Origin of the sequence: Niallia sp. FSL M8-0099, from assembly GCF_038006945.1 — a bacterium.
GTDB lineage: Bacteria > Bacillota > Bacilli > Bacillales > Cytobacillaceae > Niallia > Niallia circulans.
Genome location: NZ_JBBOWF010000002.1, coordinates 1,967,316 through 1,987,456 on the forward strand (window position 1 = coordinate 1,967,316; position 20,141 = coordinate 1,987,456).

Here is a 20,141-nt window from a genome sequence, read left to right on the forward strand (position 1 = left end):
ATAAAGAAAGAATCTAAATGATAATGAAAATCATTTGCGATGAAGTTGGGAGTGAGGGAAACGAGTAATATTACTCATTGGCACTATGAAAATTAGACACTTAACTATAATGTTAATAGTTTTATCTATCATCTCCCTATTTGTAGGAGTAATTGATATTCATCCACAAAATATTTTTCATTTAACAGCAGATCAGAGAGAAATTCTCCTGATTAGCAGATTTCCTCGCTTAGTCAGTATTATTATAGCTGGTGTTAGTCTAAGTATTTGTGGACTTATCATGCAGCAGATATCGAGAAATAAATTTGTTTCTCCTACAACTGCTGGAACAATGGACTGGGCGAGACTTGGGATTTTAGTAGCTTTAATGCTTTTTACAGGCGAGAGCCCGATTATTAAAATGTTAATCGCTTTTGTATTCGCACTTGGAGGAACCTTTTTGTTTATGCGAATACTTAATATGATTAAATTTAAAGACGCTATCTTTATTCCATTAATCGGTTTAATGCTAGGGAATATTGTTAGCTCGATTACCACTTTTTTTGCCATGAAATATGATTTGATTCAAAATATGTCTTCATGGTTACAAGGAGATTTTTCTTTAATCATGGAAGGACGTTATGAACTTCTTTACATAAGTATTCCGATGGTTATTGTTGCATACTTATATGCCAATAAATTCACAATTGCTGGACTAGGTGAGGATTTTTCTACTAATCTTGGTCTCAATCACAAAAGAGTAGTGAATATAGGGTTAATTATCGTAGCGTTAGTCTCTTCTGTTGTATTGCTGACAGTAGGAATGATTCCTTTTCTAGGTCTAATTATTCCCAATATTGTTTCGTTATACAGAGGAGATAATCTGAAAAATAGCTTAACCCATACAGCATTATTAGGAGCAGTCTTTGTATTATTCTGTGATATTCTTGGCAGAGTGATTATTTATCCGTATGAGATATCGATCGGTGTGATGGTGGGTGTCATTGGAAGTGGAGTATTCTTGTATTTACTAGTAAGGAGAAAGTCTTATGATGCAACCTAGAGTAAAACTAATAATACTAGCTATAGTGGCAGCATTATTAATTTCCATATTTATGCTAATAAAGGTTAGTGGTAATAACTGGGAATATGTGATTCCACGTAGAGCCATAAAAATCATCGCGATTCTTTTAACAGGCGGCTGTATCGCCTTTACTTCGATGGTATTTCAGACGATTACAAATAATCGTATTTTAACACCGAGTATTTTAGGACTAGACTCCCTTTATCTCTTCATTCAAACTGTAGTGGTTTTCGTTTTTGGTTCAAGTACAATGACTGTGATGAATAGCAATATTAATTTTTTGTTATCCGTCGTTTTAATGGTTTTTTTCTCAAGTATTCTTTATAAGCTATTCTTTAGGAGAGATAATCAAAACATATTATTACTGCTGTTGATTGGAATTGTATTAGGAAGCTTTTTCTCTAGTCTCTCTTCCTTTATGCAGGTGTTAATTGATCCAAATGAGTTCCTTATTATCCAAGATAAAATGTTTGCAAGTTTTAATAATGTAAACACCAATATTTTAATAATCAGTATTATTATTGTTACTATTGTGTCTGTCTATGTTACGAGATATAGTAAATTCTTTGATGTTATGTCATTAGGAAGAGACCAGGCCATTAATTTAGGAATTGATTATGAGAAAGTAGTACGCCGTATGCTAATTGTGGTGTCGATCCTAGTGTCGGTTTCCACTGCCTTAGTGGGACCCATCACCTTTCTTGGATTATTGGTTGTTAATTTAGCTCGTGAGTTTTTAAAAACATATAAACACCGAACTTTAATTACTGGATCTATCTTATTGAGTATTATTTCTTTAGTTGGTGGGTTACTGATTGTAGAACGTGTATTTACTTTTTCAACGACAATCAGTGTGATAATTAACTTTGTAGGTGGAGTGTATTTTATCTATCTATTACTAAAGGAGAGAAAAGCATGGTAGAAGTAAAGAATATTACCAAACAATATGGGGGCAAAAAAGTGCTCGATAATGTTTCTCTTTCAGTAGAGAAAGGGAAAATCACTTCTTTTATTGGACCAAATGGAGCAGGGAAAAGTACATTGCTTTCAGTAATAAGTCGCTTAACGAAAGCAGACAGTGGAGATGTCTATATTGATGGACAGCATATCGATAAATCGAAGAGTAATGATCTTGCCAAGAAAATTTCTATTTTAAAACAGGCAAACCATATAAACCTCCGCTTAACTGTAAGAGAACTAGTCAGCTTTGGCCGATTCCCATATTCGCAAGGAAAATTAAATGCCCTTGATGAGAAAATGGTAGACGAAGCTATTAAATATATGGAATTAGAAGATATGCAGCATAAATACATAGATCAACTAAGTGGAGGACAAAAGCAAAGAGCCTATATTGCGATGGTAATTGCTCAAGATACAGAATATATCCTATTGGATGAGCCATTAAATAATTTAGATATGAAGCATTCTGTCCAAATAATGAAGGTTCTAAGAAGATTAGTAGAAGAGCTGGGGAAAACAGTAGTAATCGTAATCCATGATATCAATTTTGCCTCAGTTTATTCCGATAATATCGTAGCATTAAAGAATGGCAAAATCATAAACGATGGACCAGCAAAAAAAATCATTAATCAAAAAGTATTGAAAGATATTTATGAAATGGATATGCAAATTGAAGAAATAAATAATCAAAGAATATGTGTTTATTTCGCATAAAAAATGAACATTGATTATGGATAAATTATTGATTCATTGTAGAAAGAAGCTAATGGTGGAAGAAAAATAGAAAGGAGGCAGTGTAATTATGGCTGACTTAAAAATAAGTCCCTTCGCCAGAAGAAAACCATAATAACACTACCATTAGATATTAGCAAAATCCTAAATCATTCTAGGAAAATGAGGAAGGAAAAAGGCTAATAATACCTTATCATAGGGTATTCTGTCTTTAAATGCAATGCATTCAATTTAGTTTATAAATTAAATTTAGAGGTGTTTATAAGATGAAGAAAAAGCTTTCCCTATTATTATTAACATTCATTTTTGCAGTATTAGCTGCATGTGGAAATACAGAAAAATCGAATGCTGATACAAAGAAAGGTAGCGAGAAATCGGCAGAAATTAAAGTAACCCATGATTTAGGAGAAGATACAGTTAAAGCAGACCCTAAAACAGTTGTTGCTTTTGATTTTGGTGTTTTAGATACTTTAGATAAATTGGGAATAGAAGTAGCCGGGGTTCCACAGGCGAATATTCCACCATATCTTTCTAAATATGAAGATTCAAAATATACAAATGTAGGTAGTTTAAAAGAGCCAGATTTCGAGGCAATTAGTGAATTAGAACCGGATGTAATCTTTATTTCTGGAAGACAGTCGGCTGCATATGAAGAATTGAAAAAAATTGCCCCAACTGTATATCTTGGTGTTGATACAACAGATTATATGAATTCCTTTAAGCATAATATGAATATTATTGGAGAGATTTTTGATAAGAAACAAGAGGTTACCAAAGAATTAGCAAAAATAGATGAAGATATTGCTGCACTTAACGAAAAGGCAAAAGCAGTAGATGGTAAATCCTTAATCTTATTGGTGAATGATGGTAGCATAAGTGCGTACGGGAAAAACTCTCGTTTCGGCATTATTCATGATGTTTTTGGGCTGGCACCGGCAGATGAAAATATTGAAGCTTCTACACATGGACAAAAGGTTACTTTTGAATATGTAGCAGAAAAAAATCCAGCCTATTTATTTGTTATTGATAGAGGAGCAGTTGTTGGAGGGGAGTCTTCTGCTGAGAAGGTCCTTGATAACAAACTTATAAATGGAATTGATGCAGCTAAAAATGATCATATTGTTTATTTAGACCCAAGCTATTGGTATCTATCAGGGGGCGGTCTTCTGTCAACAAGTGAGATGGTTAAAGAAATTTCAGAAGCCATTTCCAAATAACGCTGGGTAAAGAGTCCAACGAGTAAAAAACTACTTGTTGGATTTTTTTATAGTAAATAAAATAATAGATCATTTTCAAAAGATAAAAATTCTAGTAGATAGTTGCTTTTTTTAGGAGTTCCCTCCAAAATAAAAGGGAAGAAGGGAATATTCATCGAATGAGGAGGTCTTTGGATGACGATTAAATTTGGAGTTATCGGAACCAATTGGATTACAGAATCTTTTATAAAGGCAGCTGGTGAAATAGAAGATTTTCAATTAAATGCGGTATACTCACGAACAGCGGATAAAGCGAAAGCGTTTGCTGCTAAATTTAATGTTGAACATACATATACTAATTTAGAAGAAATGGCAAAGAGCGACAAAATAGATGCTGTATATATTGCAAGCCCTAACGCTTATCATGCGCAACAGGCAATCCTATTTTTGAAAAATAAAAAGCATGTTTTAACAGAAAAAGCGATGGCTTCTAATACAGCAGAAGTGAAAGAAATGATTACTGCGGCCAAGGAAAATGAAGTTCTTTTAATGGAGGCACTCAAAACAACATTTCTTCCTAATTTTAAAGTTGTTCAAGAAAATTTACATAAACTTGGGAAAATTAGACGTGCATTTGTAAGTTATTGTCAGTATTCTTCGCGGTATGATGCTTATAAAGAAGGAACAGTATTAAATGCTTTTAAGCCAGAGCTGTCAAATGGAGCATTAATGGATATTGGGGTTTATTGTCTCTATCCTATGGTACTTCTTTTTGGAAAACCAGAGAAAGTTAAGGCAAATAGTTTCTTATTGGAAACAGGTGTTGACGGCGAAGGAAGCATTATTCTAGAGTATCCAGATATGGATATCATTCTCATGTATTCGAAAATAACCAACTCTCATATTCCGTCTGAAATCCAAGGAGAAGATGGCAATTTAATAATCAATCAAATGAATACTCCTACAAAAGTAGAATTTATACCACGGAATGGAGAAGGGGAGAATCTTACCCTTCCTCAAAAGGAAGCTTCGATGTTTTATGAGGCACAGGAATTTATAGAATTGATTAAGGCAGGAAAAACCGAATCCTCTGTTAACTCTTTTAATATTTCTTTAGCGGTAATGGAAGTGATGGATGAGGTAAGAAGACAAACGGGAATAGTTTTTCCGGCTGATACAAAACAGTAAGCATATAAAACTATTATAAGGAGAGAGAAACCATGTCACTATACGGCGCTATTGAAGCTGGTGGAACAAAATTTGTCTGTGCAGTAGGGGATGCAAAAGGAAATATCCAAGAAAGAATATCCATTCCAACAACAACACCGGAAGAAACGATGCCAGAGGTTATTGCTTTCTTTAAAAAGTTTTCCGTTGACGCAATTGGAATTGGCTCGTTTGGTCCTATTGATGTGGATAAAAACAATGCCACATATGGAAATATAACAACGACACCAAAGCTTGCATGGAAGGACTTTCCATTGCTAAAAACAATAGAAGATGAATTTTCTGTTCCAACTGGTTTTAATACAGATGTAAATGTTGCCGCACTAGGAGAAGCAAAGCTAGGCGCTGCTAAAGGTGTGGATAATTGTTTATATATAACGATTGGTACAGGGATTGGCGCTGGAGCTTATATTAATGGGGAATTGCTGCAAGGATTAACACACCCAGAGATGGGTCATATTTTAGTAAGAAGGCATCCCAAAGATAGCTATAAAGGCAGATGCCCATACCATGCAGATTGCTTAGAAGGATTAGCAGCTGGGCCGGCAATTGAAGAACGCTGGGGCGAGAAAGCATTTCACTTAAGTGATAAAGAGGAAGTATGGGAAATGGAAGGCTATTACATTGCACAAGCCCTTATGCAATATATTCTTATTCTATCTCCCAAAAAGATTATCCTTGGCGGCGGGGTTATGAATCAGGAGCATGTGTTAACATATGTTTATCGCTATTTGGGAGAGCTTTTAAATGGCTATGTTTCCTACCCTGAAGTGCAGGATAAAATGAATGAATATATTGTTAGACCAGGTTTAGGAGATAATGCTGGAATTACAGGTGGACTTCTCCTTGCAGAAAAAGTTTTTCACGAAAGATAAGTCAATAATGGAGGCCATTTAAAGGAGAATATCTTTTAAATGGCCTTTTTATGTTTTTAGCTTTCCTGATGGAGATTTTATTCGCGAAAATATGTGACTTATTCGCTAAAAATCATTAATAATTCGCGGAAAACTTCTCGTAATTCGCGAAAATCCACAATATTGTCCAAAGCCAAGCAAATATTTAAAAAAGTAAATAGAGTGTGTTGGCATATCCACATTTCTGCCTAAATAAATATGATATGATTAATTTAACCATTTATAAATTTGATGAAACGGTGGTAATACATGAGAATTAAATACATCTATCAGCAGCTAATTAGTCACTTAAGCGTTATTCTCGTAGCCCTATTAGTATTAAGTCTTGTTTTTTCACATTATATTGAGAAATTGGTTTTCTCTATGAAGGCAGATGAACTAAAGGGATACGGATATAATATAGTCCAAGACGTTCAAGGAGCGGATTTATGGTCCGCAGCAACTTATTCTACCTTATTACGATATTCGGAAGAGCTAAAGGGCACTGGGATAACGATTGGCATCTTCAATACACAAAGAAATCGTATTTGGTCTTTTGGAAAGGATTTGGATATCAATATTACTCATGCAGAGTGGGATGAAATAAAGGATGGTCGCAGTACAGTCATTAAACCGAGTACAAAAAGAGGAGACCAAGAGGTAGCTTTAGTTGCAATTCCGTATTCTGTTAATGATGTAGTTGTGGGAGGAATCATCTTAACGTCACCTCTTTTAGAAGCAAAAGAAATGATTCAGGAAATTAATCGCTATTTAATTTATATTCTTTTTCTAGTGTTTGCGATTGCCTTATTGATGAGCTTTATTTTTTCAAGAGTACATGTTAATCGAATAAAAAAACTTCAGGAAGCTACAAGCCATGTTGCAGAAGGAGATTATAGCGTGAAAGTTTCCTCTTCTACATTTGATGAGATTGGAGAATTAGGGGAAGATTTTAATCAGATGGTAGATAAATTAAGAGAGTCGAAGGAAGCAATTGATGCACTAGAAAATCGGAGACGGCAATTTATGTCAGATGTTTCTCATGAATTAAAGACCCCGTTAACAACGATTAGCGGTGTCATAGAAGGATTAAACAATAATATGATACCAGAAAATGAGCGGGAGAAAGGTCTGAAATTAATTAGCCATGAGGCAAAAAGACTTATTCGATTAGTAAATGAGAATCTTGATTATGATAAAATACGTTCCAACCAAATTGTACTGATGAAGGAGTTTATTTCCCTCCAAGAAGTATTAGAAATAATTGATGACCAGCTGTCTATTTTAGCAGAGGAGAAAGGGGTTAAAATCCACATTGATGTGGATAGTGATGCTGTGATTTATGCTGATTATGATCGGCTTATCCAGATCATTATGAACATCACGAAAAACAGCATACAGTTTACCGAGAACGGAAATATATGGTTAAGAGGACGAACGGAAGCAAGCAAAACAATCATAGAGGTAAAAGATACTGGAATTGGTATAGATGCACACGAAATAGAAAACATTTGGAAAAGGTTTTATAAAGCGGATCTCTCTAGAACCAATAACCCTTACGGCGAATTTGGACTTGGTTTATCTATTGTTAAGCAATTAGTTCAGTTCCATGAAGGGAATATTCAAGTGTCGAGCGAAAAAGGGAAAGGCACTACCTTTACTCTTTTCTTCCCTCTTCCAGAAGAAAAGTAACAGAGCTTTCATGCCTTGTATAAAATAGGTTGAGGGAATAAAATGTTCTAAAATTCTTCTATGTCTTTTCAAACTTTGTTCATAATTTATTCATATATGATGGTTACTATGTATGTATAAACAAATTATTAGAAATGAAAAGAATAGTAATGAACTGAAATATATGTTGATACTTGTTAATAGGAGGAACAAATAATGAGTGATTTGGAAAAAAGAAATGAATGGGAGAAAGATCGCCCTGAGGCTGCAGATACAAACCTTGGGGGAGAAGAAATATTAGAAGAGAAGGAAGACCGAACAGTTTCAGAAGATTCTGTAGTGAAAGAAGAAATAAACAAGCTTGAAGAAGCGGAATATGCTGCTGGAAAAGAAGAGCAAGTTCATCTTGAAAAAGAAGAAGAACAAGCAGAAGCCAGTTCGGAAAGAACACAATATAATACTCGAAAAGATGCTTCAAAAACAAAAGGTTTCCTTTCTTTGTTGGCAGCAGGTGTTGTCGGTTCTGCGTTAACATTTTTTACGATTCCCCATACAGACCTTTATAATGATTCCTATGATAAGCTCGAAAAGCAGGTCGCAGAGCTATCTAATAAAGTGGAAGGTAAACAGACGGGAGCAATTACTGCCAATACAACATCGAATACAAAAACTAGTGATGGTACATTAGCTATTGCGGATATGGTGGAGTCATCTTCTAAAGCAATTGTAGGGATTGTAAACATGCAAAAGCAATCAAATCCATTTTCTCAGAATTCCAGTGATGTAGAATCTGGTTCTGGATCTGGTATTATCTTTAAGAAAGATAATCAATATGCATATATAGTGACAAATAACCACGTAATCGAAGGAGCAAATGCATTAGAAATCTCCCTTTATAACGGGGATAAAACGGAGGCTAAGCTAATTGGGGCAGATGCCTTAACTGATTTAGCGGTAGTAAGAATTGATGCTAAATATGCTTCTGATATTATCAATTTTGGCGATTCTTCTACATTGAGACCTGGCGATCAAGTATGGGCTATTGGTAATCCACTTGGGCAACAGCTGTCTCGAACAGTCACACAAGGTATAGTAAGTGCTGTAGATCGAAGCATTACAGTAAATACATCTGCCGGTGATTGGGAATTTAATGTTATTCAAACCGATGCAGCTATTAATCCTGGTAACAGTGGTGGAGCATTAATCAACTCAAAAGGAGAGGTAATTGGCATAAACAGTTTGAAAATCGCTGATAGTGGTGTTGAAGGACTAGGCTTTGCGATTCCAAGTAATGACTTAATTCCAATAGTTAATGAGATAATTGAGAAGGGAAAAGTAGAACGTCCATATCTTGGAGTAGGATTAGCAAGCTTAGAAGAAGTTCCTCGTATGTATTTGCAAGACCTGCCAAATAAAGTTTCAGAAGGAGTAATGATTACTAATATTGATGCTAATTCTGCCGCTGCTAAAGCTGGTTTGAAAGTTCAGGATGTTATTGTAGCCATCGATGGCAAAAAAGTAGCTAATTCAACAGATTTACGAAAATATCTATATTCAGAAGTGAAAATTGGCGACAAAGTAAAACTAGAAATTTATAGAGATGGCAAATCTCAAAAAGTGGAATTAACGTTAACAAGTAATAATACGATAAATTAATCGACAAGTTTCATGTGAAACATACGAAATTTGTCGAAAAAATTCCATCTTATTTCGTAATAGGATGGAATTTTTTTAAATCTGTTAATAATTTCGTCATAATTATATGATAATATAGTGTAAGAGTTATAATAGGGGTATGCCCGTTATATCCAAAATTTTGTGCAGAGAGGATTTTAGCTTAATATGAAAAATAAGAAGGTTCTTATTCCTATTCTAGCGGTAGTACTAGTAGCGTTAATAATAGGAGCGGTTTATCTAACACAACGAAGTAAAACAGTCGCAACGGTGGAAAACGAAAAGATTACACAAGAGCAACTAAATAAAGAGCTAAACAAACAATATGGCGCAACTGTATTAAATATGATGATCTCTAATAAAGTAGTAGATCTTGAAGCTGATAAAGCGAAAGTGAAAGTAACGGATAAAGACGTCCAAGCAGAATTGGACAAGATGATTAAACAGTACGGTGGGCAAGAAACCTTTAATATGTTGTTAGCTCAAAATGGGATGACAGAAGATTTATTTAAAGAACAAGTGGAACAAAATCTAAAAGTAACAAAAATTCTTGAGCCGTCTATCGAAATCACAGATGATGAGATTAAAACATACTTTGAAGATAATAAAGCAAGTTTTGGCACTCCAGAGCAAGTGGAGGCAAGTCATATCTTAGTAGAAGATGAAAAAACTGCAAAAGAAGTGAAGAAGAAGTTAGACGACGGGGAAGACTTTGCTAAATTAGCTAAAGAATATTCTACTGACACACAAACAAAAGATAAAGGTGGAGAATTAGGCTACTTTACTACAGGAAAAATGGTTGAAGCCTTTGACAAAGCGGCGTTCTCAATGAAAGTAGATGAAATTAGCGACCCAGTTAAAACAGATTTTGGATACCATATTATTAAAGTAACTGGTAAAAAAGAAGCAAAAGAAGCAACATTAGAAGATTCAAAAGCGAAAATTAAAGAAGCTTTATTAGCACAAAAGGTACAAGAAAAAGCTGGTACTTGGTTAAATGAGGCTACTGCAAAATATAAAATTGATAATAAGTTAGAAAAAGATCAAAAAGATCAAAAAGATAAAAAGTAAATAAAAAAAGCGGATAGCAAATGCTATCTGCTTTTTTATATTCAGAATGAAGAAATAAAAAGTTAATATAAAGGAGTAATATCCACATTGGCAGGCAGCTCAAATGGATTTTTACTATTGATATGATCATAAAATAGTATTCCGTTTAAGTGATCTATTTCATGTTGAAAGACGATTGCTTCATAATCCTTTAATTTAATTTTTACTTCTTCGCCATGTATATTGTATGCTCGAACCGTTATCCTACGATAGCGTGGAACATAGCCAACAATGGATCGATCAATAGAAAGACAGCCTTCACTCTCGGGAATATAGGTCATGGCAGTAGAATGACTAATGATCTTAGGGTTGATTAACATATATTCCAATGCTTCACCGTTTTCTTGCCTCATATAACTCGCAAACATTCGTTTATTTAAGCCAATTTGGTTTGCCGATAATCCTACCCCTGCTCGTAGTTGGTATTTTTTTGACAAGATTGGATCCTGACTATTTTTCAAATATTGCAGCATGCATTGCAGCTCTTCTTTATCTTCTTCAGTAGGAGGAATAGATACTTCCTTTGTTTTTTCACGAAGGATAGGATCGCCTTCTCTCACAATATCCTCCATGGTTATAATATATTCCTTTGTAAATTTACTCATCTAATAAACTCATCTCCAGCAAATATGGTATATATGTAAAATAGCAGAAGGAGCTTTAGATGTCTAATGGTTAAGCATAAATCCTTAATTAGATAAGAAAATGGATTACAAAAAAGCAAATATTTTTAGGAAAATCTTACATATAAAACAAAGAAGAGGAAAGGCTATGAAGGTATAAATTTTACCTATTTAAATGGAAAGGAAGAGTTAGATGAAAAAAATAATGTTGCTGTTGATGCTAACTACTATAGCATTAACCAGCTTTAGTTCTTTAGCAAGTGCAACTCCAGCTCCAGAGAAAAGAGAGATAACCCAAGAAGATAAACAGTTTCTAATAGAAATGGCAAGAAGTCTGGGAATAAAGACAGAAGGTAAAGACACAGCTGCGATTAAAAAAGAAATTCATGACGTATTAATAAAGAAGGAAGCACAAAAATTAGGAATAAAAACAGAGGGGAAAGATTTACAGCAAATAGCGATGGAAGTACATACTGCCCATCTTAAAGAGGAAGCAAAGTCGCTAGGAATCAGTACAGAGGGGAAAGATGCCAAAACATTAATGAAAGAAGTGTTTGAGGCGAAAATTTCGAAACAGGCAAAAGAACTGGGAATAGATACAAAAGGAAAAACAATGCAGCAGCTAGGTAAAGAAGTGCAAGAAAAAATGATTATGACTGAAGCAAAAAAGCTTAATATTCAAACGGAAGGAAAAGATTTTAAGCAAATCGCCGATGAGATAAGAGATACACAAATTATTAAGAAAGCGAAAGAGTTGGGGATTGAGACAGAAAAGAAACAGCCAAAAGAGTTATTAAAAGAAATGATGATTAAACATCCAGAAGAAGTGAAAAAGTTAAAATTGTTTCCCTCGTATGGGGAACATTTCATGTTTAAAAAGCACTATAAATTAAACAGAGAACATTAAATATTACCTAAAAAAACACTTGAATAATTCAAGTGTTTTTTCTTTATCTCCTATTTTGTTCATTATTTTGAACAAAATAGGAGATTGGTGTATTCGAAATAGGGGAAAAGAGTCAAAAACAGCATTTACCAATAGGGGATTGATTACCAAAAAAATAGGAAAGAGGAAGAGGTGTTCAATATATTGAAATAAACCTTTTGTCCTATTAACAATTGGGATTTTGAAACGTATTATCTATTTTTTAAAAAAATAGCATAAAAGCCTGAAATTTTTATAAAGGATTAGTATGCTTAACTTAGCAGACTTAGACAGTATATATGGTTTATGGAAAATTTAGACGAAAAAGAATAGTTACGTAAGGGAAAAGAAATCTGTTAATAGCTGCAGTAAAATGGGAGCAATAGGAGGAATAAAGATTGAAGCAATATTCCAAACTACGAATTACGGAAAAAGATGAAAATATTTATAACGCACTGTGTGATTTGTATAAGGAAAAAGGGGGAAAGGTAGGGATTGGCCCTACAGAGATTGGAATAAGAGTTGGTAGAGATTCCTATGATGCTTCTGCATATTGCAATGCATCTTTAAAAAAGCTGATTCATTTTAAAAAAATTGAAAAAATAGATAACGGAAAGTATATACCACTAGCGACAGGGAAAGAAGAGTAATAAAAGGTCGCAGTTGCCTCATAAAAAATGTTGTAGAGCGGTGTTTTGTTTACAAACACTACAAGCTTTAAAACATTATGTTATGGGGCATTTTTGCTTTATAGAAATAATTTATATGAATGCTATTGGAAAATAGTTCACAGAGCGAAAAAGGGATTGAAAGTTAAAGAAATTAATGTATAATAACTGGGTATAACTAAACTTTGAGTTTAGTTATACAAAACTTTTGTGCCTTCAAGTTTACTATTTCTAAACAAAAAGTAGGTTGAATCATGGAAATTGGAAAAAAAATAAAGAATTTACGGTTGAAAAAAGGGTTAACACAAGAAGAATTAGGAGAAAGAACCGATTTAAGCAAGGGATATATATCTCAGCTAGAGAGAGACTTAAGTTCTCCTTCCATTGAGACATTCTTTGATATTTTAGAAGTGTTGGGATGTTCACCGAAAGAATTCTTCGATGATGAAGAGCGAAAGCAGAAGGTTGTTTATACAGAGGAAGATATAACAGATTTTCTTGATGAAGAGAAAGGGTATCGGATTCAATGGCTAGTTCCTGAATCAAATGAAAAAGAAATGGAACCAATACGGCTATTCTTTTCTAAAAATGGAGAATTTAAAAAATTTGAACCTTCTTTATCAGAAACATTTGCATACGTAGTAGAAGGGGAAATTCTGTTGAAATTAGGCAGACAAGAGTATCGGGCTAAAAAAGGGGAATCTATTTACTATCATGCTACAGAGGAACATCAATTAATAAATCTAGCAGATGATGTTACGGAATTAATTCTTGTAGTCACAGATTCTTATTTATAGGAAGAATTCATAAACAATAAAAAAATAAATGAAGAGGGGGATATTATGTCTGAGCAGCATATTATTCAATTTGAAAATGTAACAAAGAGCTATGATCAAGATACGACCGTTTTAGAAAATGTAAGCTTTGAAATTGAGCGAGGAAAATTTTATACATTGCTTGGTCCATCTGGCTGTGGTAAAACGACTGTTTTACGATTAATTGCTGGATTTATGGAACCGACAGAAGGAAATATTTACTTTAACGGTAAGCTGATTAATAAAATACCAGCAAATAAAAGACAGGTAAATACCGTTTTCCAAGATTATGCGCTATTCCCCCATTTAAATGTATTTGAAAATGTGGCCTTTGGTCTTCGTATAAAAAAATGGAAGAAGCAAGTAATTGAAGAAAAAGTAAAAGAGGCTCTACGTTTTGTTAACTTGGAAGGCTATGAGAATAGAGAAATTAGTGAGATGTCTGGTGGACAGAGACAACGTGTTGCAATTGCAAGAGCTATTGTAAATGAACCAGAAATTATTCTTCTCGATGAACCATTATCTGCACTTGATTTAAAGCTTCGTACAGAAATGCAATATGAGTTAAGAGAATTACAGAGAAGATTAGGGATTACTTTTATCTTTGTGACACACGATCAGGAAGAAGCTTTGGCCATGTCAGATGAAATCTTTGTTTTAAATAAAGGACGCATTGAGCAAAGCGGAACACCAACTGACATTTATGATGAACCAATTAATCGTTTTGTAGCAGACTTTATCGGGGAATCGAATATTGTACCAGGGACGATGAAAAAAGATTTTGTTGTTCATTTTGGCAGTAAAACTTTTGATTGTGTCGATGGTGGCTTTGACGATAATGAAGCTGTTGAAGTAGTTATACGCCCGGAGGATTTAGAAATTACTTCTTTAGAAGCGGGAAAATTAAAGGTAAAGGTAGACTCTCAATTATTTAGAGGCGTACATTATGAGATTTGTGGGTATGACGAGGATGGAAATGAATGGCTTGTTCACTCTACAAAGAAAGCAACGGTAGGAACCGAAATTGGCCTTTATTTTGAACCAGAGGCTATTCATGTTATGCGCCTTGGAGAAACAGAAGAAGAGTTTGATAAACGACTAGAAGCGTATGAGGGGGCAGCCAATGAAAAGTAGTACTAAATGGTATACGGTCCCTTACTATCTTTGGATTGTACTTTTTGTTATTGCTCCAGTTGCACTTGTTGTTTATTATTCTTTCTTTGATATTGAAGGGACATTTACGTTTGAAAATTATCAGAAGTTCTTCACACCAGTTTATTTGAAAATGACGTTAAGCTCCTTTTGGTATGCTTTTTTAATAACGTTCTTTTCCTTAATTATTGCATATCCTACTGCGTATTTATTAACTAAAACGAAGCATAAGCAATTATGGCTGTTATTAATTATTTTACCATCATGGATTAATCTTCTATTAAAGGCATATGCATTCTTGGGGATATTTGGAACACATGGTGCAGCCAATCAAATGCTCAATTTCCTTGGAATTGGGGAACAACAAATACTCTTTACAGACTTTAGCTTTCTATTTGTAAGTGTGTATATCTTTATTCCTTTTATGATTCTGCCTATTTTCAATGCATTAGAGAAGATGAATCCTAGCTTAGTTGATGCGTCCCAGGATTTAGGAGCGTCATCTTGGACGACATTTAAAAAGATTGTCTTTCCTCTAACATTAAATGGAGTAAAGTCTGGGTGCCAAGCTGTATTTATTCCAGCTCTATCCCTATTTATGATCACTCGTTTAATTGCAGGGAACCGTGTTATAACATTAGGTACTGCGATTGAACAGCATTTCCTGATTACACAAGATTGGGGAATGGGTTCGACGATAGCTGTATTTTTGATTATTAGTATGATTATCATCATGGTTCTTACGGGGAACAGAAAGAGAGGGATATAAGATGAAAAAGCTATCAAAATGGTCTGTATTGTACTTATGCATTGTTTTTATCATATTATATGCCCCTATCTTTTATTTGATTTTTTACTCGTTTAATAGCGGGGGAACCATGCATGATTTTGATACCTTTACATTTGACTGGTATAAGGAGTTGTTCCAAGATACACGATTGCTCATAATCGTTTTAAATACGATTATTATTGCTCTTTTGTCTGCAGCCGTATCAACTATTATTGGAGTACTTGGGGCTATTAGTATTTCTATGATGAGAAAAAAGGGCTTAAGGAATTCTATTTTGTCTTTAAACAATGTGCTTATTGTAAGCCCTGATGTTATTATTGGTGCTTCCTTCTTAATCTTTTTTACGATCATTGGAATTAAACTAGGATTTTTTTCGGTTCTGTTGTCACATATAGCTTTCTCAATTCCTATTGTTGTGATTATGGTTTTACCTAAGCTGGAAGAAATGAGTCCGACTTTGGTCGATGCTGCATTAGATCTTGGAGCAAGCTGGAAGGATGTATTGACAAAAGTCATTATTCCTTATATTTCACCAGGAATATTTGCTGGTTTCTTTATGGCATTAACCTATTCTTTAGATGACTTTGCTGTAACATTTTTTGTAACAGGTAATGGATTTACCACCTTATCTGTAGAGATTTATTCTTTAGCACGACGAGGGATCTCTTTAAATATTAATGCATTATCGACCTTATTATTCTTATTTACGTTGCTTCTGGTCATTGGTTACTATTTCATTACGCAACGTGTTAATAAAACTCCACAAGCGGGGGTGAGAAAATGAAGTCTCTCATTCGTGGATTAATTGTTATTTTTGCACTGGCCTTCATCCTGCTATTTATTGTTCATCAATTAAATTCGAGCAGAGGGTATACGAGTGGTAAGACATTAACGGTATATAACTGGGGAGATTACATTGATGCAGACTTAATTTCTAAGTTTGAAGAGGAGACAGGGATTAAGATAATTTATGAAACCTTTGATTCCAATGAGGCAATGATGACAAAGATCCAGCAGGGAGGAACAAGCTATGATATTGCGATTCCCTCTGAATACATGATCGATAAAATGAAGGAAGAAGATTTATTAATTCCGATTGATCATTCGAAGCTTCCTAACTTGAAAAATATAGACAGCCGATTTATGGATCTTTCCTTTGATCCAGACAATAAATACTCCATTCCTTATTTCTGGGGAACAGTAGGAATTGTTTATAATCCAGCAATGCTTGATAATAAGAAAATTACTTCTTGGAATGATTTATGGGATAAGGATTTAAGAAATAAAATTATGCTGATAGATGGTGCACGAGAAATCATGGGGATGAGCTTAAATAGCTTACATTACTCTTTAAATGATAAAGATCATGATCACTTGCGGGAAGCAAAGGAAAAATTGGATACTTTAACACCAAATGTAAAGGCAATTGTAGGCGATGAAATTCGTATGCTCATTGAAAATGAAGAAGCATCAATCGGTGTGTTATGGTCTGGAATGGCTGCTGAGATTATGTGGGAAAATGAAGATGTAGAATATGTTGTTCCAGAAGAAGGATCTAATCTATGGTTCGATAATATGGTTATTCCAAAAACAGCCAAGAATATTGATGGGGCTCATCAATTTATTAATTTTATGCTAGATGCTGAAAATGCTGCCCAAAATACAGAGTATGTCGGTTATTCTACTCCTAACAAGGCGGCAATGAAATTTTTGCCAGAGGATATTACTGGGGATGAACGTTTCTATCCAGATGAAGAATTGACATCTAAATTAGAAGTATACGAAAATCTTGGTCATCGTTCTCTAGCAGAATATAATGATTTATTCTTGGAGTTTAAGATGCATCGGAAATAAAGAAATAAGACAGTTCGCTGAATTTTTAGCGGGCTGTTTTTGTATGTAACCGCCTGTTATAGAAAATACTAACGAAAAACAAGGTGGGTTATAACATGAAAAAAATAATATGCTTTTTCTGTTTTCTTACGTTTCCGCTAGGAATCTCCGCTCAGGAGGCAGCTCCATCTAAAAATCAAGTTAGAAAAGAGCTTGCCATCGTCATTGATGATTTTGGTAATAATATGAAGGGGACAGAGGAGATGCTCAATCTACCTGTTCCTATTACGGTTGCAATTATGCCTTTTCTATCTACAAGTAAAGAAGATGCCATTCGTGCCCATAAAAAAGGGCATGAAGTGATCGTTCATCTGCCGCTAGAACCAAAAAAAGGGAAAAAGAGCTGGCTTGGACCAGGTGCTATTACAACAGATTTATCAGATCAAGAAATTAGAAAACGGGTGAAGGATGCGATTGAAAGTATTCCTTATGCGGTTGGGATGAATCATCATATGGGTTCAAAGGCGACGGAAGATAAAAGAGTAATGAAGATTATTCTAGAAGAATGTCGAAACCATAGTCTTTATTATTTAGACAGTAAGACAACAAGCAATAGTGTCATAAAGGAATTAGCCGAGGAATTAAATGTCCCTTATTTAGAAAATGATCTTTTTTTTGATCATATATATACAAGTCAATATATTAATAAGCAAGCTAGTCGATTAGCGAAAAAGCTAGATACAGAACAGGAATTTATTGCGATTGGCCATGTCGGAGTTTCTGGGCCAGCTGTAGTAAGTGTTTTAAAGGAGTACATTCCACTTTATCAAAAAGATGCTGATATTGTACCGCTTTCGACTCTAGTAGAAGGCTATGAACTGTTGGATACAGACATACCATAATTTATGTAAGAGCAAAACCATCACGCTATACCGAATAATGAAATTGGTATATAACGCTGGTCTATACTCTCCTAATTAGATTAAACTATGAAACGGGTTTCATAACAATAGCCGTTTTGAAGATACTGTAAAAATACATCGTCTTACCTATATAGAAAAAGGACAGACGAGAATTTTTCGCCTGTCCTTTATAGCTTGGTTAGCTATTTAAAGGATTATCATCATTTGGTTTTTGAATAGAAGTTTGTTCCATTTTTCTATCCAGTTTATCTAAACGTTTTTTAGCAAATTCTCTGCCGCCGAGTCCAAAGGCAAGACCAAATGCTAATGCAAGACCGCCAAGGATTAAGATAAAGGCAGCATTGACAATAGAAGAAGCTACTTTTAATTGGTCAAGTGCCATAAAGACAGACAAAGTGATAATCGCATATTTAGCGATAACCGGTAACACTTTAAAGTGACCGCCTTGTAAAACGCTGCTTAGTAGTTTCTGTACGAGATAACCTAGCCATAAGCCGACGCCAATAATGACAATAGCAGCAATCACCATTGGTAAGTAAGCAATAACAGCGGTAGAAAGTGTAACTAAAAATTCAAGTCCGACAATATTTAAAGCTTGTACAGCTAATAAGAAAACAATCAGAATTTGAACAATTGTCCCAATAATGTTGGAAATACTAGTATTAGCGTTTATACCCATTTTTCTTACATACGTATCTAAGCTTAGTTTAACTAATAAAGTAACAACCATTTGTTTTACCCATTTGCCTATCCAAATACCAATTAAGATAAGGATAATGGCTGTCACAATATTAGGAATCATTGTTAGAATATCATTTAACATGTTAATAGCTGGTTGAGAAATTCCTTGAATGTCTAATTTCTCAAGCGCTGAAATAACAGTTGGGATGAGAATGAAAATGAACACAATGTTCCCGATAACAGAAGATATGCTTACATTATCAAGAAGCTTGTTAATACCTAAGCGTTTAGCTAAGGCTTCTGTGCCGATTGCTTGTAGGAAGTTTGTTAGAATTGTACGTACCATTTTTGCAACAAACCAGCCTACTAAAACGATTAATGCTGCTGCTAAAAGTTTTGGTAAGAAAGCAAGCATGTTTTGAAGCATATTCGCAAATGGTTCAGAAACACCATATAAGTTAAGGGCACCTAGGATAGCAGGTAAGAATAACAATAGTACTAAATAGAATACAATGTTAGCTACTTTATCCATTATGTTTTGTGGGTTATTCTTTTCTGCAAGATTCCATTTCTGTAATCTCTCATGAACCTTTAGAGTGCTTCCTGTCTTTTTAATAAGATACTTTAATCCGGAAGCAACTACCCAGGCAATTAATAGAATTAATGCAGCCTTTAAAATATTTGGAATTGCTCCTAGAATGGTGGAAAGCAGATTTACTAACGGAGAAGTAATTACCGTTAAATTTAGTATATTAAAGAATAGGGTAAAGACAAAAACCAATAATAGATAGAATACGATCTTACTAATTATCTTTTCAGATGAATATTTTTGGGGTTTTCCGTCCGGGAAAATTTTCTCATCTACATTTGTTTTTTGCAGTCCTTTATAGAGGGCCTTTTCTATAATTTTTGCAATAATCCACCCGATAATTAAAACGACCACTGCTAGAATAAAATCAGGTAGCTTGTCCCAAAAGGAATTCCAATTCCAGTTATAGTACATACTCTTCACTCCTTGATTTAAATTAGGCATTTTTAAAGAATGTTGTTTCGTATAGGAATAAGTTGATTTTTACATCAGTAAAATTATTCGTTCCAATGAGCTCAGGAAATTTATATGTTTCCTATTAACAACAACTTTAATCAGCCTTAATGTATTCTACTTAATACCCAGTGAGAATAGGATTAAACGTTGGATAAAATGG

The 20,141-nt window shown here is 34.3% G+C and carries 19 protein-coding genes; 17 read left to right on the forward strand and 2 right to left on the reverse strand.

Going from position 1 to position 20,141, the window contains the following annotated elements; translation table 11 throughout:
- The first annotated feature begins 85 nt into the window (after window positions 1-85).
- From NSQ92_RS24255 to NSQ92_RS24295, 9 genes are all read left to right on the forward strand, one after another.
- Entirely contained in the window at window positions 86-1,042 is a 957-nt protein-coding gene (locus NSQ92_RS24255; protein ID WP_047944228.1) for an ABC transporter permease, read from the forward strand.
- Window positions 1,032-1,985, forward strand: coding sequence for an iron chelate uptake ABC transporter family permease subunit (locus tag NSQ92_RS24260; protein ID WP_047944232.1), 954 nt, complete (start codon window positions 1,032-1,034; stop codon window positions 1,983-1,985). The genes NSQ92_RS24255 and NSQ92_RS24260 overlap by 11 nt, the downstream gene beginning before the upstream one ends.
- Entirely contained in the window at window positions 1,979-2,737 is a 759-nt protein-coding gene (locus tag NSQ92_RS24265) for an iron ABC transporter ATP-binding protein (RefSeq protein ID WP_047944226.1), read from the forward strand. The genes NSQ92_RS24260 and NSQ92_RS24265 overlap by 7 nt, the downstream gene beginning before the upstream one ends.
- Window positions 2,738-3,021: 284 nt before the next feature.
- A complete protein-coding gene (locus tag NSQ92_RS24270) occupies window positions 3,022-3,972 on the forward strand; it encodes a siderophore ABC transporter substrate-binding protein (protein WP_061800086.1) in 951 nt (316 codons plus the stop codon).
- Window positions 3,973-4,146: 174 nt separating this feature from the next.
- Window positions 4,147-5,139, forward strand: a complete 993-nt coding sequence (locus tag NSQ92_RS24275; RefSeq protein ID WP_095257985.1) for a Gfo/Idh/MocA family protein — start codon at window positions 4,147-4,149, stop codon at window positions 5,137-5,139.
- A gap of 32 nt (window positions 5,140-5,171) precedes the next feature.
- The gene (locus NSQ92_RS24280; protein ID WP_047944223.1) at window positions 5,172-6,053 is read left to right on the forward strand and encodes an ROK family protein; all 882 of its coding nucleotides are present in this window, start codon (window positions 5,172-5,174) and stop codon (window positions 6,051-6,053) included.
- A gap of 288 nt (window positions 6,054-6,341) precedes the next feature.
- The gene (locus tag NSQ92_RS24285; protein ID WP_047944222.1) at window positions 6,342-7,763 is read left to right on the forward strand and encodes a sensor histidine kinase; all 1,422 of its coding nucleotides are present in this window, start codon (window positions 6,342-6,344) and stop codon (window positions 7,761-7,763) included.
- Window positions 7,764-7,958: 195 nt separating this feature from the next.
- On the forward strand, window positions 7,959-9,398 hold the full coding sequence (locus NSQ92_RS24290) for a S1C family serine protease (protein WP_341153277.1): 1,440 nt from the start codon (window positions 7,959-7,961) through the stop codon (window positions 9,396-9,398).
- 186 nt (window positions 9,399-9,584) lie between these two features.
- The gene (locus tag NSQ92_RS24295) at window positions 9,585-10,487 is read left to right on the forward strand and encodes a peptidylprolyl isomerase (protein ID WP_061800108.1); all 903 of its coding nucleotides are present in this window, start codon (window positions 9,585-9,587) and stop codon (window positions 10,485-10,487) included.
- A gap of 62 nt (window positions 10,488-10,549) precedes the next feature.
- Here the strand turns inward: NSQ92_RS24295 and def are convergent, their stop codons facing one another.
- Complete coding sequence (def, locus tag NSQ92_RS24300) at window positions 10,550-11,131, reverse strand: peptide deformylase (protein ID WP_047944219.1); 582 nt, start codon at window positions 11,129-11,131, stop codon at window positions 10,550-10,552.
- 211 nt (window positions 11,132-11,342) lie between these two features.
- On the opposite strand from def, the gene NSQ92_RS24305 reads away from it, so the two are divergent.
- From NSQ92_RS24305 to NSQ92_RS24340, 8 genes are all read left to right on the forward strand, one after another.
- On the forward strand, window positions 11,343-12,056 hold the full coding sequence (locus NSQ92_RS24305) for a hypothetical protein (protein ID WP_095322687.1): 714 nt from the start codon (window positions 11,343-11,345) through the stop codon (window positions 12,054-12,056).
- Between the two features lie 416 nt (window positions 12,057-12,472).
- The gene (locus NSQ92_RS24310) at window positions 12,473-12,724 is read left to right on the forward strand and encodes a hypothetical protein (RefSeq protein WP_047944217.1); all 252 of its coding nucleotides are present in this window, start codon (window positions 12,473-12,475) and stop codon (window positions 12,722-12,724) included.
- Window positions 12,725-12,996: 272 nt separating this feature from the next.
- Entirely contained in the window at window positions 12,997-13,539 is a 543-nt protein-coding gene (locus NSQ92_RS24315) for a helix-turn-helix domain-containing protein (RefSeq protein ID WP_047944216.1), read from the forward strand.
- 45 nt (window positions 13,540-13,584) lie between these two features.
- Entirely contained in the window at window positions 13,585-14,691 is a 1,107-nt protein-coding gene (locus tag NSQ92_RS24320; protein WP_047944214.1) for an ABC transporter ATP-binding protein, read from the forward strand.
- The gene (locus tag NSQ92_RS24325; protein ID WP_047944213.1) at window positions 14,681-15,478 is read left to right on the forward strand and encodes an ABC transporter permease; all 798 of its coding nucleotides are present in this window, start codon (window positions 14,681-14,683) and stop codon (window positions 15,476-15,478) included. The genes NSQ92_RS24320 and NSQ92_RS24325 overlap by 11 nt, the downstream gene beginning before the upstream one ends.
- A 1-nt stretch (window position 15,479) precedes the next feature.
- A complete protein-coding gene (locus tag NSQ92_RS24330; protein ID WP_047944212.1) occupies window positions 15,480-16,283 on the forward strand; it encodes an ABC transporter permease in 804 nt (267 codons plus the stop codon).
- Window positions 16,280-17,353 carry an ABC transporter substrate-binding protein gene (locus NSQ92_RS24335; protein ID WP_095331066.1) on the forward strand — a complete coding sequence of 358 codons (1,074 nt, stop codon included), beginning with the start codon at window positions 16,280-16,282 and terminating at the stop codon, window positions 17,351-17,353. Before NSQ92_RS24330 ends, NSQ92_RS24335 begins: the two co-directional genes overlap by 4 nt.
- 95 nt (window positions 17,354-17,448) lie before the next feature.
- A complete protein-coding gene (locus NSQ92_RS24340) occupies window positions 17,449-18,234 on the forward strand; it encodes a divergent polysaccharide deacetylase family protein (RefSeq protein WP_095331064.1) in 786 nt (261 codons plus the stop codon).
- Between the two features lie 199 nt (window positions 18,235-18,433).
- Here NSQ92_RS24340 and NSQ92_RS24345 read toward each other — a convergent pair whose 3' ends face one another.
- Window positions 18,434-19,939 (reverse strand): mechanosensitive ion channel, encoded by a 1,506-nt coding sequence (locus tag NSQ92_RS24345; protein ID WP_341153278.1) that lies wholly within the window; start codon window positions 19,937-19,939, stop codon window positions 18,434-18,436.
- Window positions 19,940-20,141 lie beyond the last annotated feature (202 nt).